Origin of the sequence: Streptomyces rishiriensis, assembly GCF_030815485.1 — a bacterium.
In the GTDB taxonomy this organism is placed as follows: domain Bacteria; phylum Actinomycetota; class Actinomycetes; order Streptomycetales; family Streptomycetaceae; genus Streptomyces; species Streptomyces rishiriensis_A.
This window is the reverse complement of record NZ_JAUSWV010000002.1, coordinates 8,400,912-8,423,129: the sequence shown is the minus strand read 5'-3', so window position 1 is coordinate 8,423,129 and position 22,218 is coordinate 8,400,912. Positions and strand designations below refer to the sequence as shown.

20 protein-coding genes are annotated in these 22,218 nt (G+C 68.1%); 7 read left to right on the top strand and 13 right to left on the bottom strand.

Features of this window, described 5'->3' with window-relative positions; translation table 11 throughout:
- The first annotated feature begins 166 nt into the window (after positions 1 to 166).
- The 4 genes from QF030_RS39630 to QF030_RS39615 are packed head-to-tail and all read left to right on the top strand — an operon-like array spanning position 167 to position 3,286.
- Positions 167 to 739 (top strand): hypothetical protein, encoded by a 573-nt coding sequence (locus QF030_RS39630; protein ID WP_307167404.1) that lies wholly within the window; start codon positions 167 to 169, stop codon positions 737 to 739.
- Positions 736 to 1,416 (top strand): DUF5819 family protein, encoded by a 681-nt coding sequence (locus QF030_RS39625; protein ID WP_307167403.1) that lies wholly within the window; start codon positions 736 to 738, stop codon positions 1,414 to 1,416. The genes QF030_RS39630 and QF030_RS39625 overlap by 4 nt, the downstream gene beginning before the upstream one ends.
- Positions 1,413 to 2,435, top strand: a complete 1,023-nt coding sequence (locus tag QF030_RS39620; protein WP_307167402.1) for an HTTM domain-containing protein — start codon at positions 1,413 to 1,415, stop codon at positions 2,433 to 2,435. Before QF030_RS39625 ends, QF030_RS39620 begins: the two co-directional genes overlap by 4 nt.
- A 5-nt stretch (positions 2,436 to 2,440) precedes the next feature.
- Positions 2,441 to 3,286: a serine hydrolase domain-containing protein gene (locus tag QF030_RS39615; protein WP_307167401.1), complete on the top strand. Its 846-nt coding sequence runs from the start codon at positions 2,441 to 2,443 to the stop codon at positions 3,284 to 3,286.
- A 397-nt stretch (positions 3,287 to 3,683) separates the two neighbouring features.
- On the opposite strand, the gene QF030_RS39610 is transcribed toward QF030_RS39615, so the two are convergent.
- The gene (locus QF030_RS39610) at positions 3,684 to 4,253 is read right to left on the bottom strand and encodes a TetR/AcrR family transcriptional regulator (RefSeq protein WP_307167400.1); all 570 of its coding nucleotides are present in this window, start codon (positions 4,251 to 4,253) and stop codon (positions 3,684 to 3,686) included.
- Between the two features lie 327 nt (positions 4,254 to 4,580).
- On the bottom strand, positions 4,581 to 6,080 hold the full coding sequence (locus QF030_RS39605) for an MFS transporter (RefSeq protein ID WP_307167399.1): 1,500 nt from the start codon (positions 6,078 to 6,080) through the stop codon (positions 4,581 to 4,583).
- Positions 6,081 to 6,656: 576 nt separating this feature from the next.
- Between QF030_RS39605 and QF030_RS39600 the strand changes: the two genes are divergently transcribed.
- Positions 6,657 to 7,535 (top strand): alpha/beta fold hydrolase, encoded by an 879-nt coding sequence (locus tag QF030_RS39600; RefSeq protein WP_307167847.1) that lies wholly within the window; start codon positions 6,657 to 6,659, stop codon positions 7,533 to 7,535.
- A gap of 474 nt (positions 7,536 to 8,009) precedes the next feature.
- On the opposite strand, the gene QF030_RS39595 is transcribed toward QF030_RS39600, so the two are convergent.
- The 11 genes from QF030_RS39595 to QF030_RS39545 form a co-directional block, all read right to left on the bottom strand.
- Complete coding sequence (locus QF030_RS39595; RefSeq protein WP_307167398.1) at positions 8,010 to 8,177, bottom strand: hypothetical protein; 168 nt, start codon at positions 8,175 to 8,177, stop codon at positions 8,010 to 8,012.
- A 426-nt stretch (positions 8,178 to 8,603) separates the two neighbouring features.
- Positions 8,604 to 9,539 carry a TIGR03564 family F420-dependent LLM class oxidoreductase gene (locus QF030_RS39590; RefSeq protein WP_307167397.1) on the bottom strand — a complete coding sequence of 312 codons (936 nt, stop codon included), beginning with the start codon at positions 9,537 to 9,539 and terminating at the stop codon, positions 8,604 to 8,606.
- A gap of 254 nt (positions 9,540 to 9,793) precedes the next feature.
- The gene (locus tag QF030_RS39585; RefSeq protein WP_307167396.1) at positions 9,794 to 10,609 is read right to left on the bottom strand and encodes a TauD/TfdA dioxygenase family protein; all 816 of its coding nucleotides are present in this window, start codon (positions 10,607 to 10,609) and stop codon (positions 9,794 to 9,796) included.
- 347 nt (positions 10,610 to 10,956) lie between these two features.
- The gene (locus QF030_RS39580) at positions 10,957 to 11,826 is read right to left on the bottom strand and encodes a TauD/TfdA dioxygenase family protein (RefSeq protein WP_307167395.1); all 870 of its coding nucleotides are present in this window, start codon (positions 11,824 to 11,826) and stop codon (positions 10,957 to 10,959) included.
- Positions 11,827 to 11,932: 106 nt separating this feature from the next.
- On the bottom strand, positions 11,933 to 12,754 hold the full coding sequence (locus QF030_RS39575; protein WP_307167394.1) for an ABC transporter ATP-binding protein: 822 nt from the start codon (positions 12,752 to 12,754) through the stop codon (positions 11,933 to 11,935).
- Positions 12,741 to 13,793 (bottom strand): taurine ABC transporter substrate-binding protein, encoded by a 1,053-nt coding sequence (locus tag QF030_RS39570; RefSeq protein WP_307167393.1) that lies wholly within the window; start codon positions 13,791 to 13,793, stop codon positions 12,741 to 12,743. Before QF030_RS39570 ends, QF030_RS39575 begins: the two co-directional genes overlap by 14 nt.
- A 54-nt stretch (positions 13,794 to 13,847) precedes the next feature.
- Positions 13,848 to 14,720 (bottom strand): ABC transporter permease, encoded by an 873-nt coding sequence (locus QF030_RS39565; protein WP_307167392.1) that lies wholly within the window; start codon positions 14,718 to 14,720, stop codon positions 13,848 to 13,850.
- Positions 14,721 to 15,066: 346 nt separating this feature from the next.
- Positions 15,067 to 15,189, bottom strand: a complete 123-nt coding sequence (locus tag QF030_RS39560; protein WP_307167391.1) for a hypothetical protein — start codon at positions 15,187 to 15,189, stop codon at positions 15,067 to 15,069.
- Between the two features lie 170 nt (positions 15,190 to 15,359).
- Positions 15,360 to 16,232: an SDR family oxidoreductase gene (locus QF030_RS39555; RefSeq protein WP_307167390.1), complete on the bottom strand. Its 873-nt coding sequence runs from the start codon at positions 16,230 to 16,232 to the stop codon at positions 15,360 to 15,362.
- 280 nt (positions 16,233 to 16,512) lie between these two features.
- Positions 16,513 to 18,021, bottom strand: coding sequence for a DUF4246 domain-containing protein (locus tag QF030_RS39550; protein ID WP_307167389.1), 1,509 nt, complete (start codon positions 18,019 to 18,021; stop codon positions 16,513 to 16,515).
- Positions 18,022 to 18,352: 331 nt separating this feature from the next.
- The gene (locus QF030_RS39545; RefSeq protein ID WP_307167388.1) at positions 18,353 to 19,000 is read right to left on the bottom strand and encodes a dihydrofolate reductase family protein; all 648 of its coding nucleotides are present in this window, start codon (positions 18,998 to 19,000) and stop codon (positions 18,353 to 18,355) included.
- Between the two features lie 531 nt (positions 19,001 to 19,531).
- Between QF030_RS39545 and QF030_RS39540 the strand changes: the two genes are divergently transcribed.
- Positions 19,532 to 21,217: a ribonuclease J gene (locus QF030_RS39540; RefSeq protein ID WP_307167387.1), complete on the top strand. Its 1,686-nt coding sequence runs from the start codon at positions 19,532 to 19,534 to the stop codon at positions 21,215 to 21,217.
- A gap of 136 nt (positions 21,218 to 21,353) precedes the next feature.
- On the top strand, positions 21,354 to 22,082 hold the full coding sequence (locus tag QF030_RS39535; RefSeq protein WP_307167386.1) for a spermidine synthase: 729 nt from the start codon (positions 21,354 to 21,356) through the stop codon (positions 22,080 to 22,082).
- Positions 22,083 to 22,218: the final 136 nt, after the last annotated feature.

The following is a 22,218-nucleotide window of genomic DNA, read 5'->3' as shown; positions in this document are numbered from 1 at the left end:
CCCTCCGTGAGCGTCAGGGCCGAACGGCACCATTTCACCGTTCAACGGGTTTCCGTCATTCGTTGACCGATAACGGTCCCCAAGGAACCGAACGGCGGGGGAACGACTCAGGGGTGAAAGGCGCGAACATCGCGCTGTGATGATCACCACATGGTCACTCCTTGAGATGGCCGAGATGATCTCCCTAAGATCATCAGGAATCGCGGCGGGCATGAGGGCTCTCCTTGCAGATGCAAGCAGGCATACGGGGCGCACGTCGTGGAAATTCTCCGTCTCCGTCGGAAAACCTGGTTCGTCCACGGGGGCGAGCGGTCGAGAATGTCTGACCAACATTTTCTGGCCCGCCGTCGTCTTCACCCCGGGCGATCAGACACAAAGAGGGGAAAAAATGAAGAAGAAGAATGCCGCAGTCGTCTTCGGCGTGGCCGTCGCGGGCACGCTCCTGACGGTGTCGATGCAGGGTTCGGCTCAGGCCTCCGCGCCGCAGCAGGCTGACGCGAGCCTGAGCACCCAGGCTGCCGGCGAGGGCGCTCCGGTGACCCCGCAGGCCGCCGCCGGCGCACGGGCTGCCGCAGCTGCCGGCCGGGCCGCTGCTCGCGCCTCCGTGCACGCACGGGCCGCTGCCGGATCCGTCGCACACCAGGCGTCCGAGGTGGCCAACAACTTCAGCCTGTTCAGCGCGCCTGCAAAGGTGTCCGCCGACGGCGCCTCCGCTGCGGCGACCGCTTTCGACAGGTGATCGCGCGCCATCGGCGCATCCAGAGGGCGGCACTGTTGGCTGGTGCCGCCCTCCTGGGCGCCCATTTCTTTCTTGCGGCGTTCTCCCAAGCGCCCCTCAGCCCCGCAAAAATCAAGCTGCACGGACTCATCAGCGGCTACCTGGAGCCGTATTTCACACAGAACTGGAGCCTCTTCGCTCCGAATCCAACAAAGGACGACGAGGGGATAATAGCTCGCGCAAAGTGTTCCGACGGTTCCGTCACGGATTTCTACGATGTGACCGGGCCCTTGATCAAGGAGACCCAGGAAGACCGATTCTTCCCCTCCCGCACGGTGCGCCTCGTAAGCAACGGGATAAATCAGCTGAACGATTCGGACGACCTGTTGCTGCGGCTCCGCCAGAATGAGGAAGAGAAGAAAAGGAAGAACTCCACAGCGAAAGACGGAAAGCCTAAGGACGTCATTCCTCTGACCCCCTACGAAAAGAGTCAGCGCGAAGACGCCGAGCGATCTCTGTCCCGCTTCTCGCTGACCCGGATGCACGACGTCTGCCCCGGCGGAACGGGACCGACCGCTGTCCAGGCGCGCATGTACATCAAGACGTTGCCTCCCTGGTCGCAGCGGAAGAATCCCGAGGCGAAGAGCAAAGTGGACCTCTACGACCTGCCGTGGAAGAAGGCGGTGGACCTTCGATGAGAATCAAGGAAGCGATCGACGCCGCCGCCGGCCGCCCCGTCGCCGCGCTGGGCGTGTCCGGGACCCGCGCACTGCTGGGCTTCGTCGGCCTCATGTACTACGTGAGCCACTACAGCGACCGCGGCTACCTGTTCGGCCCGGGAGCCGACTCGGTCCTGCCGCACCACCTCTTCGTCGAAGAGATCAAGGAGAAGGGAAGCTTCAGCCTCTACGCATGGAGCACCTCCCACGCCTGGTTCGAGGTGGTCTTCCACCTGGGGCTGTTCGCCGCTCTGGCCGTCACTTTCGGTGTGGGGGGCAGGGTGGTCCTCGCGGCGCACGGAGTCCTCCTCTGGTCGCTCTACGAGCGGCAGTCGGCATTTCTGGACGGCGGGGACAACCTCGCTCAGCTCGTCATCCCGATGCTGCTGCTGACCGACTGCTACCGGCACTTGTCTTTCTCGAGCGGACTCGCCCACCGCGTCACGGGACGACTCCCCGAAGGCCTGCGCTGCCTCCGCGTCCCCCTGCACAATCTCGGCGTGGCTGCGATCGCCGTGCAGATGTGCCTCGTATACGTGGTGAGCGGTCTGTACAAGGTGCAGGGAGAGGTGTGGCAGGACGGCACTGCGCTCTTCTACATCATGCGCGTTCCCGAGTTCGAGCTGCCGGGCTGGTCCAGCCTGGTCTACAACAGCGACGTACTCGTCTTCCTCGGCACGTACAGCACCACCTTGTTCCTCGTCTACTTCCCGATGGGGATCCTGGTGGCGAGGCTGCGCCCGTGGACGGCGGCGGCGTCCATCGCGTTCCATGTGTCCATCGGCGTCTTCATGGGACTCACCGCGTTCGCCCTGACGATGATCGCCTGCGACCTGATCTTCCTCTCGTCGGCCCTGGCCCGTGCGCGTCAGACGGCACGCACCATCACAACGCGCTGGGCGCCGAAGCGACCCGGAGGCGTCCGGACCGCCACCGAGCGGAGCACGCCGGAAAACGACCGCGCAGCCGATGCCCCCGTTCCCCAGACAGCGAGCTGACAGCCATGCGCACCGTCCCCGCCTGCGTCCTCGGCAGCGCCGACGAGAAGCCGATCGTCACCGGCGCACACGACCCCGACAAATACGTGGAGGTGGGGTCCTTCACCAAAGTCATCACCGGAACCATCCTCCAACAACTCGCCGCGCGAGGGGTGCTGGCCCCTGAAGACCCCGTCGAGCGATGGCTCGGCGCCCCGCCGGGAACCGGGGTCACCCTGCGTCATCTGGCGGAGCACACCTCAGGCCTGCCCCGGCTGCCCCCCGGCACGGCCCGCCGCGACCCGTACCGGAAGTTCACCGACGACCGGCTGCGCGAGCTGCTCGCCCGCCTCGACCTGCTCGCCGTCGCCCCCGCGGGACAACGCGAGGAGTACTCCAACCTCGGCTATGCCGTGCTCGGCGCGGCGCTGGTAGCGGCGACCGGGCAGGCCTACGAGGAACTCGTCGCCGAACTCGTGTTGTCACCGCTCGGCCTGCCGCCGCATGCCATGAGCGCCACACCGCCGCAGCACAGTCGGCTGCTGCCGACCGGGTGGCTCGGCCGCACGGTGAAACCGTGGACCATGACCGGCGCAGTCCTGCCCGCCGGCGGTCTGTGGGCGACTCCCCGCACGCTGGCACGCGTGCTGACGGGTCTCGTGCTCGAGCGTTCGCTTGGAGACCCGGGGCTCGGATGGCAACGCACCGGGCCGCTGCCCGTGCTCTGGCACAACGGAGCTACGCGCACGGCATCCGTCTTCGCCGGCGCCGTCCCGGACGGGCGCTGGACGGTGGTACACCGCCTGAGCGGCGCCTCCGACGAAACCGATCGCGCAGGCTTGGACTACCTGCGCACAGCACGAGCGCAGTGAAAGGAGCGAAGCCGCCTTCGGTCCGGGCGTCGCACCCCCGGCGCAGCAGGCACAGCCGCGCCCCGGTCCGCCATCGACGGGCGGGGGCGCGGCCGTGCTCGACACCGTGCTCGGCGATGCACGCTGACACGACCCGTTCCAGGTGGTCACGGTGGTACGCCGACCCGGTGCGGCCGACGGCCAGGCCCGCGACCTGCCGTTGGACCCTGTCGAACCGCTTCTCACCATTCGCCACGAGCAGGTGGGCCCCATTCGTCCCCGACGCGGCAGCTGCGACGCCTGAGGCGTTGGGCGTGGGTCCTGCTCAACGGGGGGTGTCATCCATGCCGACTTCCTTCCGATCGGCCGGGAGGTACCACGCGTCGCTCACCTCGAGCTCGCTCGAAAGGGCGAGGCGTCAGCGTAGCTCTGCCGCATCGAGCAGGGTCGCCACGGTGGGCGCGATGAGTCCTGTCAATGTGTCGGCGCCGATCCCCGCGCGGGCGCTGGCGCCGTCGAAGACGAGGCTCAGCTGCCGGGCCAGCAGATCGGGATCGCCCGCGCCACCCTCTTCGGCCTCGCCGCGGAAGAAGGCTGTCAGGTTCCCCTTGATCCGGCGTGCCACCTGGCTGGCAGGGTGGCTCTGGTCCTTCAGCTCGATCTGCACAGCCAGGTACCGGCAGCCCCGGAACTCGGGCGCGCCCGCCTGCAGTTCCACCTGCTCGAAGACGTGCAGGATCCGCTCGCGGGGTGAACGGCCGTCGTCCGCCGCGGGCAGGAGCCCAGCCACGAAGGCAGCAGCGCGTTCCTCCAGACTCGCCGCCAGCAGTTCGTCCTTGGTCTCGAACAGCTGGTACATGGAACGCTTCGACACCCCCGCCGCCTTGCACAGGGCGTCGACGCCGATGCCGACGCCGTCTCGGTAGGTGAGCCTGGCCGCCGCCTCCAGCAGCCGCTCCCGGGAACTTGGCTTCGCCTGGGTGGTCATATGGCGAGGTTAACGCGATTCCAACGAAATGGAAACCGATCGGTTTACAACGCCATGCCGGGGCGTTCTTCTACGCGCTTACAGCTGGGCGGGGCACTGGGTAAGGTTCCGCCACGCCGTGGCGGCGGTCTCCACGGCCCCGCCTCAAGACACGCGGTGAGGGTCGCACAGCCGTCACTCCGAACCTGAAGGTGCTGTCAGGAGTGGCCGTCGCTCCGTGATGCCCTGTCTGCCTCAGTCGATCTTGAGGACATCGATCACCGCAGGCAGCAGTCCAGTTCGCGCGTCCATTCGTTGCGATCGACCGGGCGCTCGGCTGATTCGGGCTCAGTGGGCGATCACGGGCTCGCCCTCTGACGGCGCCAGAGCCGCGTTCGGTATCAGGAGCGCCGTGAGCACCGCACCGACCACGAAGAACCCGGCGCCCCACATCAGGGTCGCCGTGTAACCCTCGACACCGGCCTGCGCCGCGGTGAGCGCGCCGGGCTTGTGCGAGGACAGGTAGTCGGTCGCGGCGGACGAGGCGACGGTGGTCAGCAGCGCCGTGCTGATCGAGCCACCCACCTGCTGGCCGGTGTTGATCAGCGCCGAGGCGACGCCCGCGTCCTCGTGGCGCACGCCCGCGGTAGCACCCTGGAACGCGGTGGTCATCACCCCACCGAGGCCGAGGCCCAGCAAGACGAGACCGGGCATGATGTCCGCGACGTAGCCGCTGTCCAGCTCGAGCTGTGTCAGCAGGGCCATACCGGCTGCGGCGACCAGGAAACTGGCGCTGACCACCATCTTCGGGCCGACCTTGGGCAGCAGCAGCGAAGGCGCTGTGGTGGATGCCGCAACAATGCCCGCGACCATCGGCAGGAACGCCAGACCGGTCTTGATCGGCGAGTAGCCGATGCCGGCCTCCAGGTAGTAGGTCAGGAACAGGAAGATCGAGAACATTCCCATGCCTATGACGAACACCGCCAGGAACGAACCGCCGCGGGTCCGGTCCAGCACGAGCCGCAGAGGCAGCAGCGGATGCGCGACCCTGGCCTCCAGCCACACGAATCCCGCGAGCAGTACCACGCCGACGATCATGGAGCCGAGGGTCACCGGGTCGGTCCAGCTGGTGGATTCGACGTGCGCGAACCCGTAGACGATGGCGAACAGCGCGGCGCTCACCACGACGGTGCCCGGGATGTCGAGTTTGGGACGCTCGGTGATCGCAGGCTTGGCCAGCAGCAGCACCGCGCCGGCCAGCGCGACCGCCGCGAAGACGACGTTCACGTACATCACCCAGCGCCACGACGCCCATTCGGTGAGCATGCCGCCGAGGAGCAGCCCGACCGCGCCGCCCGCACCGGCCAGCGCACTGAAGATGCCGAAGGCCTTCGCCCTTTCGGACGGGTGGGTGAAGGTCACGCTGAGCAGCGAGAGCGCCGCGGGCGCGAGCAGCGCGGCGAAGAGGCCCTGGGCCACGCGTGCCGTGACGAGGATCTCGAAGCTGGTGGCCGCGCCGCCGAGGACTGATGCGCCCGCGAAACCGATCAGGCCGGTCACGAAGGTGGTACGTCGGCCGAACAGGTCACCGAGCCGACCACCGAGCAGCAGCAGGCTGCCGAACGCCAGGGCATAGCCCGTGATGACCCACTGCCGGCTGCCGTCACTGAAACCGAGGTCATGTTGCGCCGCGGGCAGCGCGATGTTCACGACGGTCGCGTCGAGCGTGACCATGAGCTGCGCCGTACCCAGCACGACGAGCACCCACCAGCGCACGGCGTGCGAGCCGCGGCGGCCCGAGTCGGTTTTCCCCGAGGCCGGCGCCCCACGGTCGAAGGTGGTACCCACTTTTCCCCTTTATTACTGGCCAAGGCCCCGAAGGCCGACCGGAAACCGATCTGTTTCCCAATAGAGAAACAGATCGGTTTCCATCGCGCAAGCAGCCCGGCTGCAGCCCCCGCTCATGAGCCCCCGAGTCATGAGCGCCCGGGCAATGCAGACACCCGAGCCGGGCGGCGACGCCGTCTCGACGCGCGACCGGCCCACCGCACGACCGCCTTCCGAGCAGGAAAGCGCCCGAGGCCGACCGACGGTCCGGGGCGGCCCGGATCCGACCTTGCGTACGGAAACCGATCGGTTTACTCTCATGAAACCGATCGGTTTTCTAGTCGTCGAGGCACGGCGGCCGCCCAGGCGGACGATGTCACCGCACTGATCAACAATGCCGGCGCACCGGTGAGCGCGATCTTCCTCGACTCGCCGCCGCTGACACACGCAGGGAGTTCGAGACCAGCTCCTACGGAGCGCCGCCGGTCACCCGCGCGCACCGTCAGCAGATCGTCCGCCCCACCGGACGGCACCTGAGTCACCTTTCCGTAGCGCACAGACAAGGAGTCAGCGGTGGACCTGCAAGGAGTCGGCAAGATGCCCAAGCAGGCGACCCGTCCCACTGTTCACATCCCCGGGACCACCAGCCACACGATCGCCCCGCGCTCAGGGCGTCACCACCGCGAGGGGGCACTGCGCTACCTCAGGGCAGGCACCGGTGCTCCCCTGGTCCTGCTGCACACCGTGCGCACGCAGGCCGAGCACTTCCGCTCCCTCATCCCTTTGATCTCGGACCGGTACACCGTGTACGCCCTCGATCTGCCGGGGATGGGCTACTCCGAGATCGTGCCCGGCGCGTCGTACGACGAGCCCGCGATGCGCGCCGGCGTCGAACGGCTCCTCACCGAACTCGACCTGCACGACGTCACGCTGGTCGGGGAGTCCATGGGTGCGGTGCTCGCCCTGACCGCCGCGGCCGATCAGCCGGACAGGGTACGGCGCGTCGTCGCAGTGAACACGTACGACTTCCGCGGCGGAATCGCCCGGTCCGGCCTCCTCGCCCGGGTAGTGGTCGGCGGTGTTCTCGCTCCGGGAGTGGGCCCGGTGGTCGCCGGGGTGGAGCCCAGGGCGGCCCTCCGCAGGATTCTGCAGGGCGGACTGGGTGACAAGAACGCACTGCGGGCGGACTACGTGGACGAACTTCTCCAGGTGGGCGGCCGTCCCGGCTACCCGACTGTCGCCCGAGCGGTGTACCAGAGCCTTCCCAGCCTCATTGCGGCCCGCTCGCGCTACCCCGACGTCAAGGCCCCCATCCACCTCGTCTACGGAGAGAAGGACTGGTCCCGGCCCTCGGATCGGGACGCCAACAGGAATCTGCTGCCTGCCGCCGATTTCACGCAGGTACCGGGAGCTGGTCATTTCATCGCGCTGGAGAAGCCGGAGGTAGTGGCAGACCTGTTGAACGAACTGGCGTGACAGCCCAACCGGCCCTGCGGGCGGCGACAGGCACAGCGGCTTCGAGTCCAGCGCGAGCTCCCGGAGCGGCTGGTCCAGCGTGCTGGTGCTGGTCTGCACGTTCCCCGTGGTGGTCGGTGCTTTCCTGACCGCGGCACGGCCCGTGTTGCGGAGCCTGTACCTGCGACGCGCCCTGCGCTCGCTCGGCGCGGTGGCGGCCATCATGGCGTCCATGGGGACTTCGGCGCTGGCGTTCACGCCGGAGCCGGCGGCATTCCGGGACATCATCGGGCTGCCCGGGAAGATTGCTCTCGGCGTGCTCTGCCTGTGGTCGGTCGTCTTCGCCCCGCTGACGGCCGGAAACGGCTCGGCTCGCTTCCTTCGCCATCCTCATCGTCACCATCAGAGCGCTTCTGGGGCTGTTGGGCCGAGGAGGAATTCCCGGCCCAACAGCGGTCTACTCAAGCTTTCTCACGTGTCACCCAGACCGCCGGCTCAGCCGCCGAGGACACCGGTGGGCAGAATCGAGGACGGGGAACCGATGAGGGCACTGCCGTCGAGGATGTTCGACAGGATGCCGGTGGCTTGTCCCAGCAGGCCGGTAAGGGAGTCTCCGGAAGCGGCGGAGGGAGCCGGTGCGGCAGCCGCTTGGGCACTGGCCACGCCTGGAACGAGGATTGCCGCTGTGAGCGCGACGACTGCTGTCGTGCGTGCCACGGTCCGCCGAGCAGTCATAGGAACGGTCATCTGTCCTCCATGTCGGTGCAGGTGTCGGGCGGTTACGCCCACCGTGATCAACTCGGCAACTGCCCCGAAGGTCACTCCGGAAAGGGAGACCCTCAGACACTGGCCCGCGTCACGCTCGAGGACGTACTGCGGGACGTACTCGCGGCACCTCGCGGGTCCTGCCCGTGGCCGGACGGTCCGGCCGCCCGCGCGGTCGCCCCGACTCACTCCTCGGGGTCACCGGCGGAAGCAGTCCGGTCTCGCCGCCGGGCGCGTCCTCCATCCTCCCGAACGGTGCGGGGCTTACCCGGCCATGGCGGTGGCCCGGTGCCCACCGCCATGGACACCGGGCCTGCCTGCGCCTCAGCCGTTCGATTCGCCCGCCAGCTCGCCGAGCAGCTTCCAGGTGCGGCGTCGGTCGGCCTCCCCGCCAAGGTCTGTCGCGGTGAACACCACTTCCGTCGCCCCGGCCTCGCGGTAGCGGCGCACCTCGGCGGCGACGGTCTCTTCGTCACCGATCACGGCCAGGTCGGCGGCCCGGGTGGCGCCGGACAGCCCGATGACACGCTGGTAGGAAGGGAACTGTTCGTAGAACGCGAGAGCCTCGGTCGCGGTCTCCCGCACAGCCTCGACATCGGCGGTGACCACGCCGGGCACGAAGGCCACGATCCGCGGTGCGGGCCGGCCGGCCGCCTCGGCCGCCGCGGTGACGGCCGGGACGATGTGGTCGGCGAGGGCGCGTGGGCCGGCCAGCAACGGAAGGATGCCGTCCGCGAGTTCTCCGGAGACGCGCAGTGCTTGCGGTCCCATGGCGGCGGCCAACAGCGGCACCGGCGGTTCGGCGCCCGGCACCGCCGCCGGGAGCGGTGTGGTGGCGGTGAGCAGTTCTCCGTGGAAGTCGGCACTGCCCGTTTCCAGCAGTTGGCGCAGTGCCGTGAGGAACTCCCGGAACAGGGCGACGGGACGCTCGTACGGGATGCCGAAACCCGCCTCGGTCAGCTGCTTGGTGCCGAGCGCGAGTCCGAGATGATAGCGGCCGGCGGTGGCCGCCTGGGCGGTCTGGGCCTGGCTGTTGACCAGCAGCGGATGGCGGCCGAAGACCGGCAGCGCGGCGGTCCCGACCTGCAGCCCGGGCGCCTCGCGGCCTACGATCGCCGCCAGCGAAGGAGAGTCGTACCCGAAGGTCTGCCCGAACCAGGTCGAGTGCAGCCCGGCCTCCTGGGCCTCCCTTGCAAGCTGCACCCATTCATCGATTCGGGTGTGCTGAGCGTTCGAGCTGAGCGTTACTCCGATAGTCATGGTGGGAAAACGGCCATGCTCGTCAGCGGCATTCCGGCCCGTCTGTGACAAGTTCGTGACGTCCACGCAGCCGGACCCCCCGGGGGGGGCCGCCGCCTCTCCTTTGCCGACGGCGGTCGTGGAGCATGGCGGAAGGCGGCTGTTCGTCAAAACGGCGCCATCTGAGCCGTGGACGTGGACACGCGCTCCACCGGTTCGTCCAGCACTGTGCGCCTGCGGCGAACGGACAGCAGGCGCACAGCGCTTCACCGACGTCACACAGCGGGCTGCCGCACCGGCTCCACCCCGATGACCTTGCGGTAGACTCGGGCGCCGTCGCCGTAGTCGTCCACGGCGTAGTGCCAGGTTGCCCGGTTGTCCCAGAGCACGAAGTCGCCGGCGTTCCAGCCGAAGCGGATCGTGTAGTCGGGCGAGGAGGCGTGCCTGAGAAGGTGTTCGAGCAGTACCTTCCCCTCCGCCGCCGTGACACCCGTGAGACCACGCGCCGCGGTGCTGATGAACAACCCCTTCCTGCCTGTCTCGGGATGTTCCAGCACGACCGGGTGCTCTACGGTCTCCTCGACCTCGACACGTTTGCTGCCCTGGGCGTAGTTCTGCGCGTTGGCGTCGTAGACCGCGTTGACCGACGCGAGCAGCTTCTTGAACGGCTCGGACAGGTCGTCGTAGGCCGCCTGGAGATCGGCCCACAGGGTATGGCCGCCCAGCTCGGGGACGACCTCGTAGGTGAGGGACTCGATGGCGAAGACCGGCTGCCGCCACAGCCCGCCGATGTGCCAGGTGCTGGCCTTGCCGGTCTGCTGGACGTTGTACGGGTAGACCAGCGGATGGGCGGGGTCCTTCACCGCGGTCGGGTGGTCGAAGGGCTCCGCGAAGATGCGGATGGCCTCGACGTGTTGATCGGGTGTCAGGTGCTGACCGCGGAACACCAGCACCTTGTGCTCCCGGAACGCGTGGCGCAGGTCCTCGGCGGTCCGGTCGTCGACACCGGCCGTCAGATCGATACCGGTCACCTCCGCACCGAACCGCGGACCGGCCCGCCGTATCTCGTAGCTCGCGACAGTGGTGGTCATGGCTTCCCCTCTCCGTGTTGCCCTACAGGAATGACGCGCGGGGGTCGCCTCACACCGGACGGGTGAGGACGACGTCAGGAGCGCCGACAGGTGGACGTGTCGACGCGTGCCAGATCCACATACAACCTGCGGTACAGCACCGGAGTTCTCACACGACCATGTCTACCAGTCGGTTGCGGGTTGGATCGTTGCAAGCGCATGAATTCCGTCGAGCCACCGGCAGGAGGTGAGGCAGCCCGGTGCGAAGCGCATCGGAAGCCCCTCAGCACGGTGCGTACGGATACGACCGCGAGGGACCTGAACCGGCCCGAGCAGCCCCCGATTCCCAAGGTCCCGTGCCCCTGGGGCTACGGGCCGACGGGAGTGTCGCCGCGGAGGGTGATGCGGTGCATGACGCGGTGCTGGTCCGCGTAGTCGCGGTTGGCGTAGTGGGCCGTGCTGCGGTTGTCCCACAGGGCGACGTCCCCCGGCTGCCAGCGATGACGGACGACGTGTTCGGGCTTGGTGAGGTGGGCGTAGAGGATGTCGAGGATGCCCCGGCTCTCGTGCTCGGAGACGCCGACGATGTGGGAGGTGAAGCCCGGGTTCACAAAGAGGCCCTTGCGGCCGCTCTCCGGGTGCACCCGCACCACCGGATGCTCCACAGGGGTCAGGTCGGCGAACACCTCGCCCTCCCACAGATTGCCGCGGCCCTTCCTGCGCTGCGCCAGGTAGTAGCCGAACTCGCGACTGCCGTCGTGGACGGCGGTGAGCGTGTCGAGATACGTCCGCAGGCCCGGCGAAAGCGACTCGTAGGCGAGCTGACTGTCGGCCCAGTTCGTGTCGCCGCCGGTGGGAGGCAGCACCACGGCCCGCAGGACGGAGATCGCCGGCGGCCGTCGTACGAATGTCACGTCCGTGTGCCACACGTCGGCGAATCCGTTGTCCTGACTGTCCAGGGAGTACACCTCGGGAGCCACGTCGCCGGAGTCGTGAATCGGGTGCCCGACGGTGACCTCGCCCAGACGTCTGCCGAACTCGATCTGCGCGGCGTCGTCGAGGCCGTCCTGGCCGCGGACGAAGAGCACCTTGTAGTGCACGAGTGCTTCGCGGAGCGCGAGGACCTGGTCGTCGTCGAGGCGGCCGAGGTCGAGGCCACGGATCTCCGCGCCGAAGTGCGGGCCGAGTTCGGTGATCGGCAGCTGTGCCACCGCGGGCCGCACGCTGAGGATGCTCACCTGGTGTCCTTCCTGAGGAGGGGGCCTTGGGCCGTGATGCAGGTCTGTGTACCGGTGTGGGCGCAGGTTGGGTGTGGGTGTGGGGCCGGTCGCGCCCGTGCGGCGGTCAAGCCGCGGCGGCCGTCTTCACGGCGTGGGCGACCTGCACGCGCAGCTCGTTGAACTCGCGGGACTCCCGCACCTCTTCGGCATCGATGTCGCCGCGTGGCAGATTGATCGGCAGATCCAGTGCGACGGTCCCGGGACTCCTGGTCAGTACGACGATGCGCGTGCCCAGGAACACCGCCTCGTCCGCCGAGTGCGTCACGAAGACGGTGGTCCGCCCGGTCTGCGCGGTCACGCGCCGGACGTCCTCCTGGAGCCGTTCCCGGGTCAGCGCGTCCAACGCCGCGAACGGTTCGTCGAGCAGGAACAGCGGATGCTCGGCTGCCAGCGCCCGGGCGATGGCGACGCGTTGCTGCTGGCCGCCGGAGATCTCCCAGACGCGTCGCTTCTCTGTGCCTTCGAGTCCGACCCGCGCCAGCAATTCCGCACGGCGTTCGGGCCATTGGGCGCGGTCGATGCCCGCGTACCGCAGCGCCAGGTCGATGTTGCCCCGCACGGTCCGCCACGGGAACAGCCGCGGCGTCTGGAAGACCACACCCGCCGCCTCGCCGGGCCGCGGCAAGGTGCCGGAGACCCGCACCGAGCCATGGGTGGGTTGCTCGAATCCTGCGATCAGCCGCAACAGGGTGCTCTTCCCGCAGCCGGAGGCGCCCACCAGGACGAGGAACTCACCGGCGGGCACGGTCAGATCGACGGGTCCCACAGCGGTGACGGTCTCGCCGCCCCGGCCGTACTGGTGGGTGACGTGGTCGAGCCGGACGGACCCGGCGTGCCGGGTGTCGTCCGTGCTGTCGACAGTCGTGGTGGCCTCACTTGAGGACATCGGGCAGCCCCTTGAGATAGAACGCCTTGCGGACGACGTCCTCGGACGGTGCGGCGTCGATCTGCTTCTGGTCGGCCAGGAATCCGGCGGTGTCGGTGACGTAGGTCAGCAACTTGCCCGGGGTGCCGTCGGTGCCGAGCCAGTCGGCGGAGGTGACCTCTTCCGGGGTGAGGAACACCCCTTGGGCGAGCTGCGCCTGGGCGTCCGCGGCCTTGATGCCGAGTTCGGCCGCGACGGCCTCGACCGATCCCTCGGGGTCGGACTTGAGCAGCCGAAGGGCCTCGGCCTGCACCTTCCGCCAGGCGTCGATCGCCTGTGGGTCCTTGGCGATCAGTTCGTCCGACACGACGGCCAGATCCAGGGTCGGCTTGCCGGCGGCGCCGATCTCCTTGCTGCTGGTGAGCTGGGTGCCGGTCTTGCGCAGTTCGTCGAGGGTGGGCAGCCAGACGTAGGCGGCGTCGATGTCCCCGCGCTCCCATGCGGCGAGGATCGGTTGCGGCTGGAGATCGATGAGCTTGACGTCGGAGGACTTCAGACCCGCCTTCTCCAGCGCCGCCAGCAGGCTGTAGTGCGAGGTGGAGGCGAACGGCGTGGCGATCGTCCTGCCCTTGAGTCCGGCGACGTCGGTGATGCCGGTGTCCTTGCGCGCCAAGAGCGCCTCGTTCTCGCCGGCCACGTCGAGGATCCACGCGACCTTGTACGGGATCGGCGAGGCTCCGGACACTCCCCGGGCGAAGGGACTCGACCCCAGGGCCGCGATGTCCAGGGACTTGCCGATGAAGGCCTGGTTGACGCTGGCACCGGAGTCGAACTTGATCCACGTGATCTTGTGGTCCGGCAGGGCCTTCTCCAGCAGCTTGTTGTGCTTCACGATCAAGTCGCCGCTGGGGAAGGCGAAGTAGCCGATGCGAAGCCGTTTGGAGCCGCCGGACGCTGCCTCGCTGTCCGAGGAGCAGCCGGTGACGGCCGCGGAGACTGCGGCGAGGGCGCCGGCGAGCAGCAGGCGCCGGGACGGGCCTTGAGGAGCCGAACGAGACATGGCGAAGCCGTTTCTGTGCAGGAAGGGGACAGGTGTGCGTCGAGGTTGCGGCTGTTACGCGCGTCCACGCCACGGAACGGCGACACGTTCCAGCCGTAGCAGCAGACCGTCGATGATCAGGCCGGAGACGCCGATGGCGATGATGCCGACGAGCACGACCGGGGTGTTGTTGTAGTTCGCGGCGTCCTTGACCATGCCTCCGATGCCGGGCAGCCCGTTGACCAACTCGGCGGCGACGAGGGAGGAGTAGGCCACGCCGACGGCCAGGCGGATGCCGGTGAGCGTCTCCGGCAGAGCGGACGGGGCGACGACGTCCCTGACGACGTCCCAGCGCGATGCGCCGAGCGCGCGGGCCGCCTCGATCAGACTCTTCGGTACGGCGGCCACGGCCGTGGTGGTGGACACCGCCACCGGCGGAAAGGCCGCCACGGCGAGCAGCGTGACCTTGGGCTCCTCGTTGATGCCCAGCCAGATGATGAGGAGCGAGAAGTACGCCAGCGGCGGCAGCGTCCGCAGGAAGGTGATCCAGGGCTCGAACAACGACCGTACCCAGCCGACGGTGCCCATCAGCAGCCCGAAGACGACTCCGGCGGCGATGCCCATACCGGCCCCGAGCGCGATGCGCCGCAGGCTGATGCCCAGATGTTCGATGAGGGTGGTGCCGTTGTAGCCGCGGGTGCCGTCGTGCGTCGTGGACACGTCGATGAACGCGTCCCACACCTTGGACGGCGGCGGCACCAGGGTCTCGCTCCAGGTTCCGCTCGCCGCCAGCAGCTGCCACAGGAGCAGAAACAGCAGGAGTGAGCCGAGCGGCAGAGCGACATGACGCACGCGTGCCGCGACGCGGGGACGACGCGAAGCCGGCGCCTTGCCGGGTACGGGGAGGGAGACGGGATCAGTCGGTGAGAGACGTGGGGTCGTGGACATGGGGCGGCCTCCAACGGGCGCCGGAACATGAGCGGTTGACGTCAGCCACCACGTTCGGACGGCCTCGCACGAGCGCGATTCGGTGCGGAACTGGGGCGGGGAGAACACACCCGCGCCACGTGGGGAGGGTGCAGAGCCTCACGGAGGGGGAGAGCCCGCCGACCGGAGGGAGGGAGCGTCAGGGACGCGTGCTCAACGACAACACGCAGCCGGGCGTCGGCACAGGTCGATGACCAGGCGTCGCACCAAGGGCTCGTGAATCATGGGCATCTTTTTACAGCAGCCTGCGGCCTCCACCAATAGGCGTCCACGTTCTGGAACACCCGGCGCGATCCGCGTCCTGGGGTCAGGTCCGAACAGCCCGCGACGTCGCGAGTTCTCCGCCCAGGGTGGTGCCGGTGTGGTCGGCGGCTGCCGTCTTCCGCCGGCGCAGTGCGCGCAGCAGTCCGCCGACCACGAAGGCGTGCATCACCGGTCGGCGCGACGCCGCGGAACCGGCGTTACCAGCGCCAGGCCGACCGCTGTCTCGCCTCCGTAAGCCCGGCAGCGGCCCTCACGGCCTACCGCCGACTCGACAGACATCGAATGGCCGCGGCACCTCGACGCACTCAGGTGCCGGTGTCGGCCTTTCACCGCTGGTCAGGGCAGTGGCGTCCCGCCGGTGGCGTTCAGGATCTCTGCCGTGATGTAGCTCGCCTGCGGTGACGCCAGGAAGACATAGGCGGGGGCCATCTCGGCCGGCTGAGCCGGTCGGCCGATGGGGGCCTGCTTGCCGAACTCGGTGGTGTCCGGCATCGTCGCCGGGATCAGCGGAGTCCACACCGGGCCGGGGGCCACGGCGTTGACCCGGATACCGTCGCCGATCGTCATCTGCGCGAGTCCCTGGGTGAACGTGACGATGGCTCCCTTGGTCATCGCGTAGTCCAGCAGATGCGGGCTGGGTTTGTACGCCTGCACGGAGGTGGAGTTGATGATGCAGCCGCCCGACGGCATGTGCGGCAGCGACATCTTGCTCAACCAGAACATGCCGTACAGGTTCGTCCGCACGACACGGTCGAACTGCTCGGTCGAGATGGCCTGAATGCCGTCAGGCTGCGACATCTGGTAAGCGGCGTTGTTGACGAGGATGTCGATACGGCCGAACTCGGCGACCGCTCGCTCCACGAGCCGGCGGCACTGCTCCTCCTCGCGGATGTCGCAGGGCACCGCGATGGCTGTACGTCCCGCTTCCTCGACCAGGGCGGCGGTCTCCCGGGCGTCCTTCTCCTCCTCGGGCAGGTGGGTGAACAGTACGTCGGCGCCCTCACGGGCGTATGCGAGCGCGACGGCCCGTCCGATGCCGGAGTCGCCCCCTGTCACCACCGCTTTGCGGTCGCGGAGAATTCCGGTGCCTTCGTACGAGGTCTCACCGTGGTCGGGAGGCGGGTCCATCGGGCCCGTCCAGCCCGGGTGCTGCTGGTCCTGCCCCGGGAACTCGGGACGTGGATGCTTCTGCGTGGGGTCCTCGGTCACGAACACCTACCTCTTCTGTCTTGTACGCGAGGCAACGGGCGTGACCGCCCGTTGCCTGGACCGGCCGGCAGTGCGGCGTGGATCCACAGTCGCGTTGCCCATCCTCGCGGCTCTATGCACGCCTCAGGGGACCCGCTTCGACAGGCCACCGCCGGCGTGAGCGCAGCACCGGACCGTACGGCACGGACACCGGCCGGTCGCCGAGGCGCGCAGCCCCGCACCGCCGGACGGCCCAGCGTCCACACCCGTCTGACCTGCGCGTGTGGGGAACAGAAGGAGTTCAGTGCTCGCAGAGGGAGAATTCTCGTTCGTAGAGCTGATCGTTGTGCTCGTCGACGAAGAATTTGCGTTCCTGCATGAGTTGGTCGCGGTGTTCCTTGGCCTGTTCAAGCGTCATGGTCGAGGTGTCGGACCATGGTTGTTGCGGTGGCACATCGGATGTCGAGACGATCTTTTCCGACGGATCTACCAGGAAGAACGCGAGAATCTTGCGATGCCCCGGGCGAGCCGGGTCCGTGAGGCGGAATGAACCGACGCGGTGTTGCAGGATGTTCGGGAACGCCAGGCAGCGGCCCGCTGGGGTCGATGCCGATCCCAGCATCTGGTTCAGCGCGTCTTCGTCTTCCAGGCCGTAGACCTCACGCAGACCGTTGTCGTCGTTCTGTTCGTAGTTCGGGTCGTCGAGTGCCGCCCGGAAGCTCAGCCGGCTTTCGGTGATGTTCTCGCTGTCCCAGTAGTAAATGCAGGTCGAAACGATCCGCTCGTTCATCATCCCCTCGACATGCCAGGAACCGCCGGGGTACTCAGGCTTGTCCGGTGTGAGATGAATAGTGGCGAGCTTGACGATGACCTGGAGACGGCGGCCGCGCAGATCGACTCGGGCGGATTCACCGGGCGACTCCGGCGGGGTGAAGGCCGGGGCGTCCGGGACGACCGGACTCCGGTTCTCCCACCAGTCGTCCTGGGCCTCTTCCCATGCACGGAGCGCTTCCGCGTGGGCCCCGTCGTCACTGTAGGAGGACTTTTCCGGATACTCCGGCTCCGAGTCGTACCACCCGAATGGATCGGCCTCGATCCGCAGAGGCCGCGGATGACGCAGATCGGTGAGCACGTTCTCCAGCAGCGGGCGCACGCACGCGAACAGGTCCGGCAGGACGGAGGCCAGTTCGCGATGAGCTTCGGGGTGGACGTTGTTGACGTACGAACGGAAGGTGACATCGCCGTCGTCACTGACGTCGACGTCCGTGGGCAGCCACTGGAATTTCTCCGAGAATTCATACCTCGAGTAACGGTCCGTCGGGTTCTGCCAAGCCTCCTCGGGCGCAACGCTCACCCCTCTCACCAGGCAGAACAGTGAGGGATGGACCAGATCCAGTACCTGGCCACCGGATCCGGGATGCCAGTCCTTCTCGGCTTCGGGGACCTGTTCCAATACCCGGACCGCCTCTCGCAGCCGGGATCTGAGCTTGTCGTCGACCAGGAGGTCCGACTGCCACACCCCGTCGACCGCGGACACCTCGATGCCGGTTCGTCCGTCCCGCAGTTCGGCGTAATGGAGGAGTTCGGCGAGCACGTAACGAACCTGTGCTTCGGTGAGGCCCTGGGCGACCGCTTCCTGCGTCCACCTGGCGACGATGTCGGCATCTCTCATCTTGTCGAACCATCCCGGCTTCGCCCGAATGTGTGAGCTGCACTGCATCATCTGAAGTTCCCGCAGTGTTCTGGGTGTTGCGAACGATATGGAACGGGAAGCACGGAAGGGCAGCGGGAAGGCAGACAGGCCGGTCAATCTCTTGGTCCTCACGGTCGGTGTGCGGTGGCGGGCAGGATACTTCAGCAGACTGACAGCGCGGCCGTCGTCCGAGCCTGCGCCGGTCCGACGTCCAGGGCATCGACGACGTCTTCGCGTCGTGTCGGTTCACTCTCATCCGAAGCCGAGGCTGCGCGCGGGAGAGACAAGGCCCAACCGGGGAAGCGCGATGCCACCGAGCCGTTCCCGCGTCGCCGAGGTCAGGTGCCCGTTCGGCGCGGCGAGCTGACCCACCGGGGCTCCCGCCCGGTGGGTCTGCTCGGAACCGATGTCGAACGGCCGTGCTGAGGTTTCCGCGTGGTCCGCCTTGTCACTTGCGCCAGAAGAGGTGATGCGTCACGCCGCTCGGGCTGGGCACGACCTCCATGTGGAACCGGTTCAGCAGTTCTTCGGGCGAGTCCCAGAGGCGTAGTCCGAATTCGAGCTTCACCGGTGAGACGGCCACGTGCATGGTGTCGACGAGGTCGGCGTCGAGGAACTCCCGGATGGTGGTCACGCCGCCGCCGAGCCGGACGTCCTTGCCCTGCGCGGCCTCCCGCGCCTGCGCGAGAACGGCGGCGGGGTCGCCGTCCACGAAATGGAACGTGGTGTCGGAGAGCGTGAACGATGGACGCTTGTGGTGGGTCATGACGAACACCGGCGTATGAAAGGGCGGCTCGTCACCCCACCAGCCGCGCCACTCGTCGTCGCGCCACGGGCCGCGCTGGGGCCCGAACTTGTTGCGGCCCATGATCTCGGCGCCGATGTTGTGGCTGAAGTCCCGGGTGAAGTAGTCGTCGATGCCCCGGCTTCCCCCGGCCTCGGTGCGGTTGGGCCAGCTCGCCGTGGCGCCGGCCCAGGCGAAGAGCTTTCCCGGATCGATGTGGTGGCCGAAGGGCCGCTCGAGACTCTGGTCCTCGCCGGCGGCGATGCCGTCGCTCGAGATGGTGAAGTTCTGCACGCGCAGCAGCTGATCCATGTGTTCCCTCATCAGGTCCTGTCGCCTCCCCGTGTGGCGATGCGTCCTACATCAGGATGTCGAACGGGACCTGGCTGGATCGACAGCGACGCCTGAGTTCTTTCAAAGTGTGCCCCGCGTGACCGTCCACCTGCGTCGTCCTGCGCCATCGCGCACACCGCGCGACGCCGACCGAATCGTTCGCGGTTCGACCAACGGATGCGTCTTCCTCATCGAGGACCACTGCGCCGCCGACTTTCGGTGGTTCCCGCGGCTCGGGCTGCCGGACCGCCTGCCGACGGACGGCACGCGGTAGCCCGGTGCGGACCCTCGCGCTGCCCGGTGGCGCGCGTGTCGCGGTGGCGTGCGTGCCGGTGGCGTGCGGTCGCGGTGGCGCGGATGACCGGGGCGCGTCGCGCGGCATCGTCCACGTTCTGTGCTCCTGTAGCGTGTGCTTCCGTGCGAGGCGTGGACCGTCGGGACATTCCGGTCGAACCGGCTGGTCGGGCAGCCAGTGGATCAACTCGGCAGCCTCTCCGGTAACGTCGGAATATGAGTCATCCGCATCCTGAACTGAAAGCCGCCCCTCCCCTGCCCGAAGGAGGGCTGAGGGTCGTCGCCCTGGGCGGCCTCGGTGAGATCGGCCGCAACATGACCGTCTTCGAGCACGCCGGCAAGCTGCTCATCGTCGACTGCGGCGTGCTGTTCCCCGAAGAGACCCAGCCCGGCGTGGACGTGATCCTGCCGGACTTCACCTCCATCCGTGATCGCCTGGACGACATCGTGGCCGTGGTGCTCACCCACGGCCACGAGGACCACATCGGTGGCGTGCCGTATCTGCTGCGTGAGCGCTCCGACATTCCGGTCGTGGGCTCGAAGCTGACACTGGCGTTCCTGGAGGCCAAGCTCAAAGAGCACGGAATCCGGCCGCGCGCGGTGCGGGTACGTGAAGGCGACCGTCGCGGTTTCGGCCCCTTCAACTGCGAATTCGTGGCGGTCAACCACTCCATCCCGGACAGTCTCGCGGTCGCGATCCGCACCCCGGCCGGGCTGGTGCTGCACACCGGTGACTTCAAGATGGACCAATTCCCGCTGGACGATCGCATCACCGACCTGCGCGCCTTCGCCCGCCTCGGTGAGGAAGGCGTCGATCTCTTCCTCACCGACTCCACCAACGCCGAGGTCCCTGGTTTCACCACCTCCGAACGCGACCTGAACCCGGCGATCGAACAGGTGATGCGCACCGCCCCCCGCCGGGTGATCGTCTCCAGTTTCGCCAGCCATGTGCACCGCATCCAGCAGGTCCTGGACGCCGCGCACCAGCACGGCCGCAAGGTCGCCTTCGTGGGCCGCTCCATGGTCCGCAACATGGGCATCGCCCGCGATCTGGGGTATCTGAAGGTCCCCAGCGGCCTGGTCGTGAGCACCAAGGAACTGGAGAAGCTGGCGGACCACAAGATCACCCTGGTGTGCACCGGATCCCAGGGCGAGCCGATGGCCGCACTGTCACGGATGGCCACCCGGGACCACATGATCCGCATCGGCAAGGGCGACACCGTCCTGCTCGCCAGCTCCCTCATCCCCGGCAACGAGAACGCCATCTACCGGGTGATCAACGGGCTGACCAGGTGGGGCGCCCACGTCGTCCACAAGGGCAACGCCAAGGTGCACGTCTCCGGGCACGCCAGCGCCGGTGAACTCGTGTACTGCTACAACATCGTCAAGCCGCGCAACGTCATGCCCGTCCACGGCGAATGGCGCCACCTGCGGGCCAACGCCGACCTGGCCATCCGTACGGGGGTCGATCCGGAGCGGGTGGTCATCGCCGAGGACGGCGTCGTCGTCGACCTCGTGGACGGACGTGCGTCGATCACCGGCAAGGTGCCCGCGGGCAACGTCTACGTGGACGGCATGGAGGTCGGCGGCGCCACCGAGGCGTCCCTGAAGGACCGCGTCACCCTCGCGGAGGAAGGCGTGGTCACCGTGGTGGCCATCGTCGATGCCGACACGGGCGCCCTTGCCGAGACACCCGACTTCCTGGCCCGCGGCTTCGTGCACGACGACACCACCTTCGAATCGGTCATCCCTGTCATCGAGAAGACTCTGGCGACCGCAGCCCGGGAAGGCGTCGGCGACGCACACCAGCTGGAGCAGCTCATCGCCCGTGCCGTCGCGAACTGGGCCTTCCGTACCCACCGCCGCAGGCCGCTCATCATCCCCGTGATCATCGACGCCTGACCGGAGCGGCCCCTCCCTTCCCCTGCCCTGCCCACCGGCAGGGCGGGGACGGTTCGGCGCCTGCATCCCACACCGGCGGGGGAACGACGTTCCAGGCACCGATTTCCGGTACGACGGTGCCCAGAAAGGAAAACGGATGAGCGCGCGTTTCGAGGAGATCGACTGGCGCCCGACAGCGATGGGCGACATCAGCCTGCGCCGCCGACGCGACCCGGCGTCGGACACCGATGTGTACGAGGTGAAGCTCGGCGACGAGTTCTTGATGTCCAGCCTCTTCACAGCCGGGGAGATCGCGCTCGCGGAACTCGGACTGGCGAAACTGTCCCGCACCGAGATGGACATCGCCGTCGGCGGACTCGGACTCGGTTACACCGCCGGGGCTGTGCTGGACGACCCCCGGGTGCGTTCGCTGACGGTGATCGAAACGCTCGCCGAAGTCATCGACTGGCATCAACGGGGCCTGGTCCCTCTCGGCGCCCGGCTGACTTCGGACGCCCGGTGCCGCCTGGTTCAAGGCGACTTCTTCGCGCTGGCGGCCGATCCGCGCGGTCTGGACCCGGGAGAGCCGGGCCGCCGCTTCCACGCCGTTCTGCTGGATGTCGACCATTCGCCGCGCCATGTGCTCCACCCGCGCCACGCGGCGCTCTACCAGCCTGCCGGGCTCCGTGCTCTCGCCGGGCACCTCCACCCCGGCGGGGTCTTCGCCCTGTGGTCGAACGACCCGCCGGACAAGCAGTTCGCCTCCGCACTCGCAGAGGTTTTCCCGCAATCAGCGGCCCACGTGGTCGACTTCGACAACCCGCTGCAAGGCGGCACCTCGACCAACACCGTCTACGTTGCCGGCACCGAACCCGGCCCCGCGTAGCCGCACAGTGCGCCCGGACCCGGGTCTGTCATCGCCATCGCCATCGACGGCTCCGTGCAGGTAGTCGTGGTCGGACTGACCAGGATTCCTTACGACGAGGTCCCCACCGTCTCAGAGCGCGGCCGCAGCTCGGGCC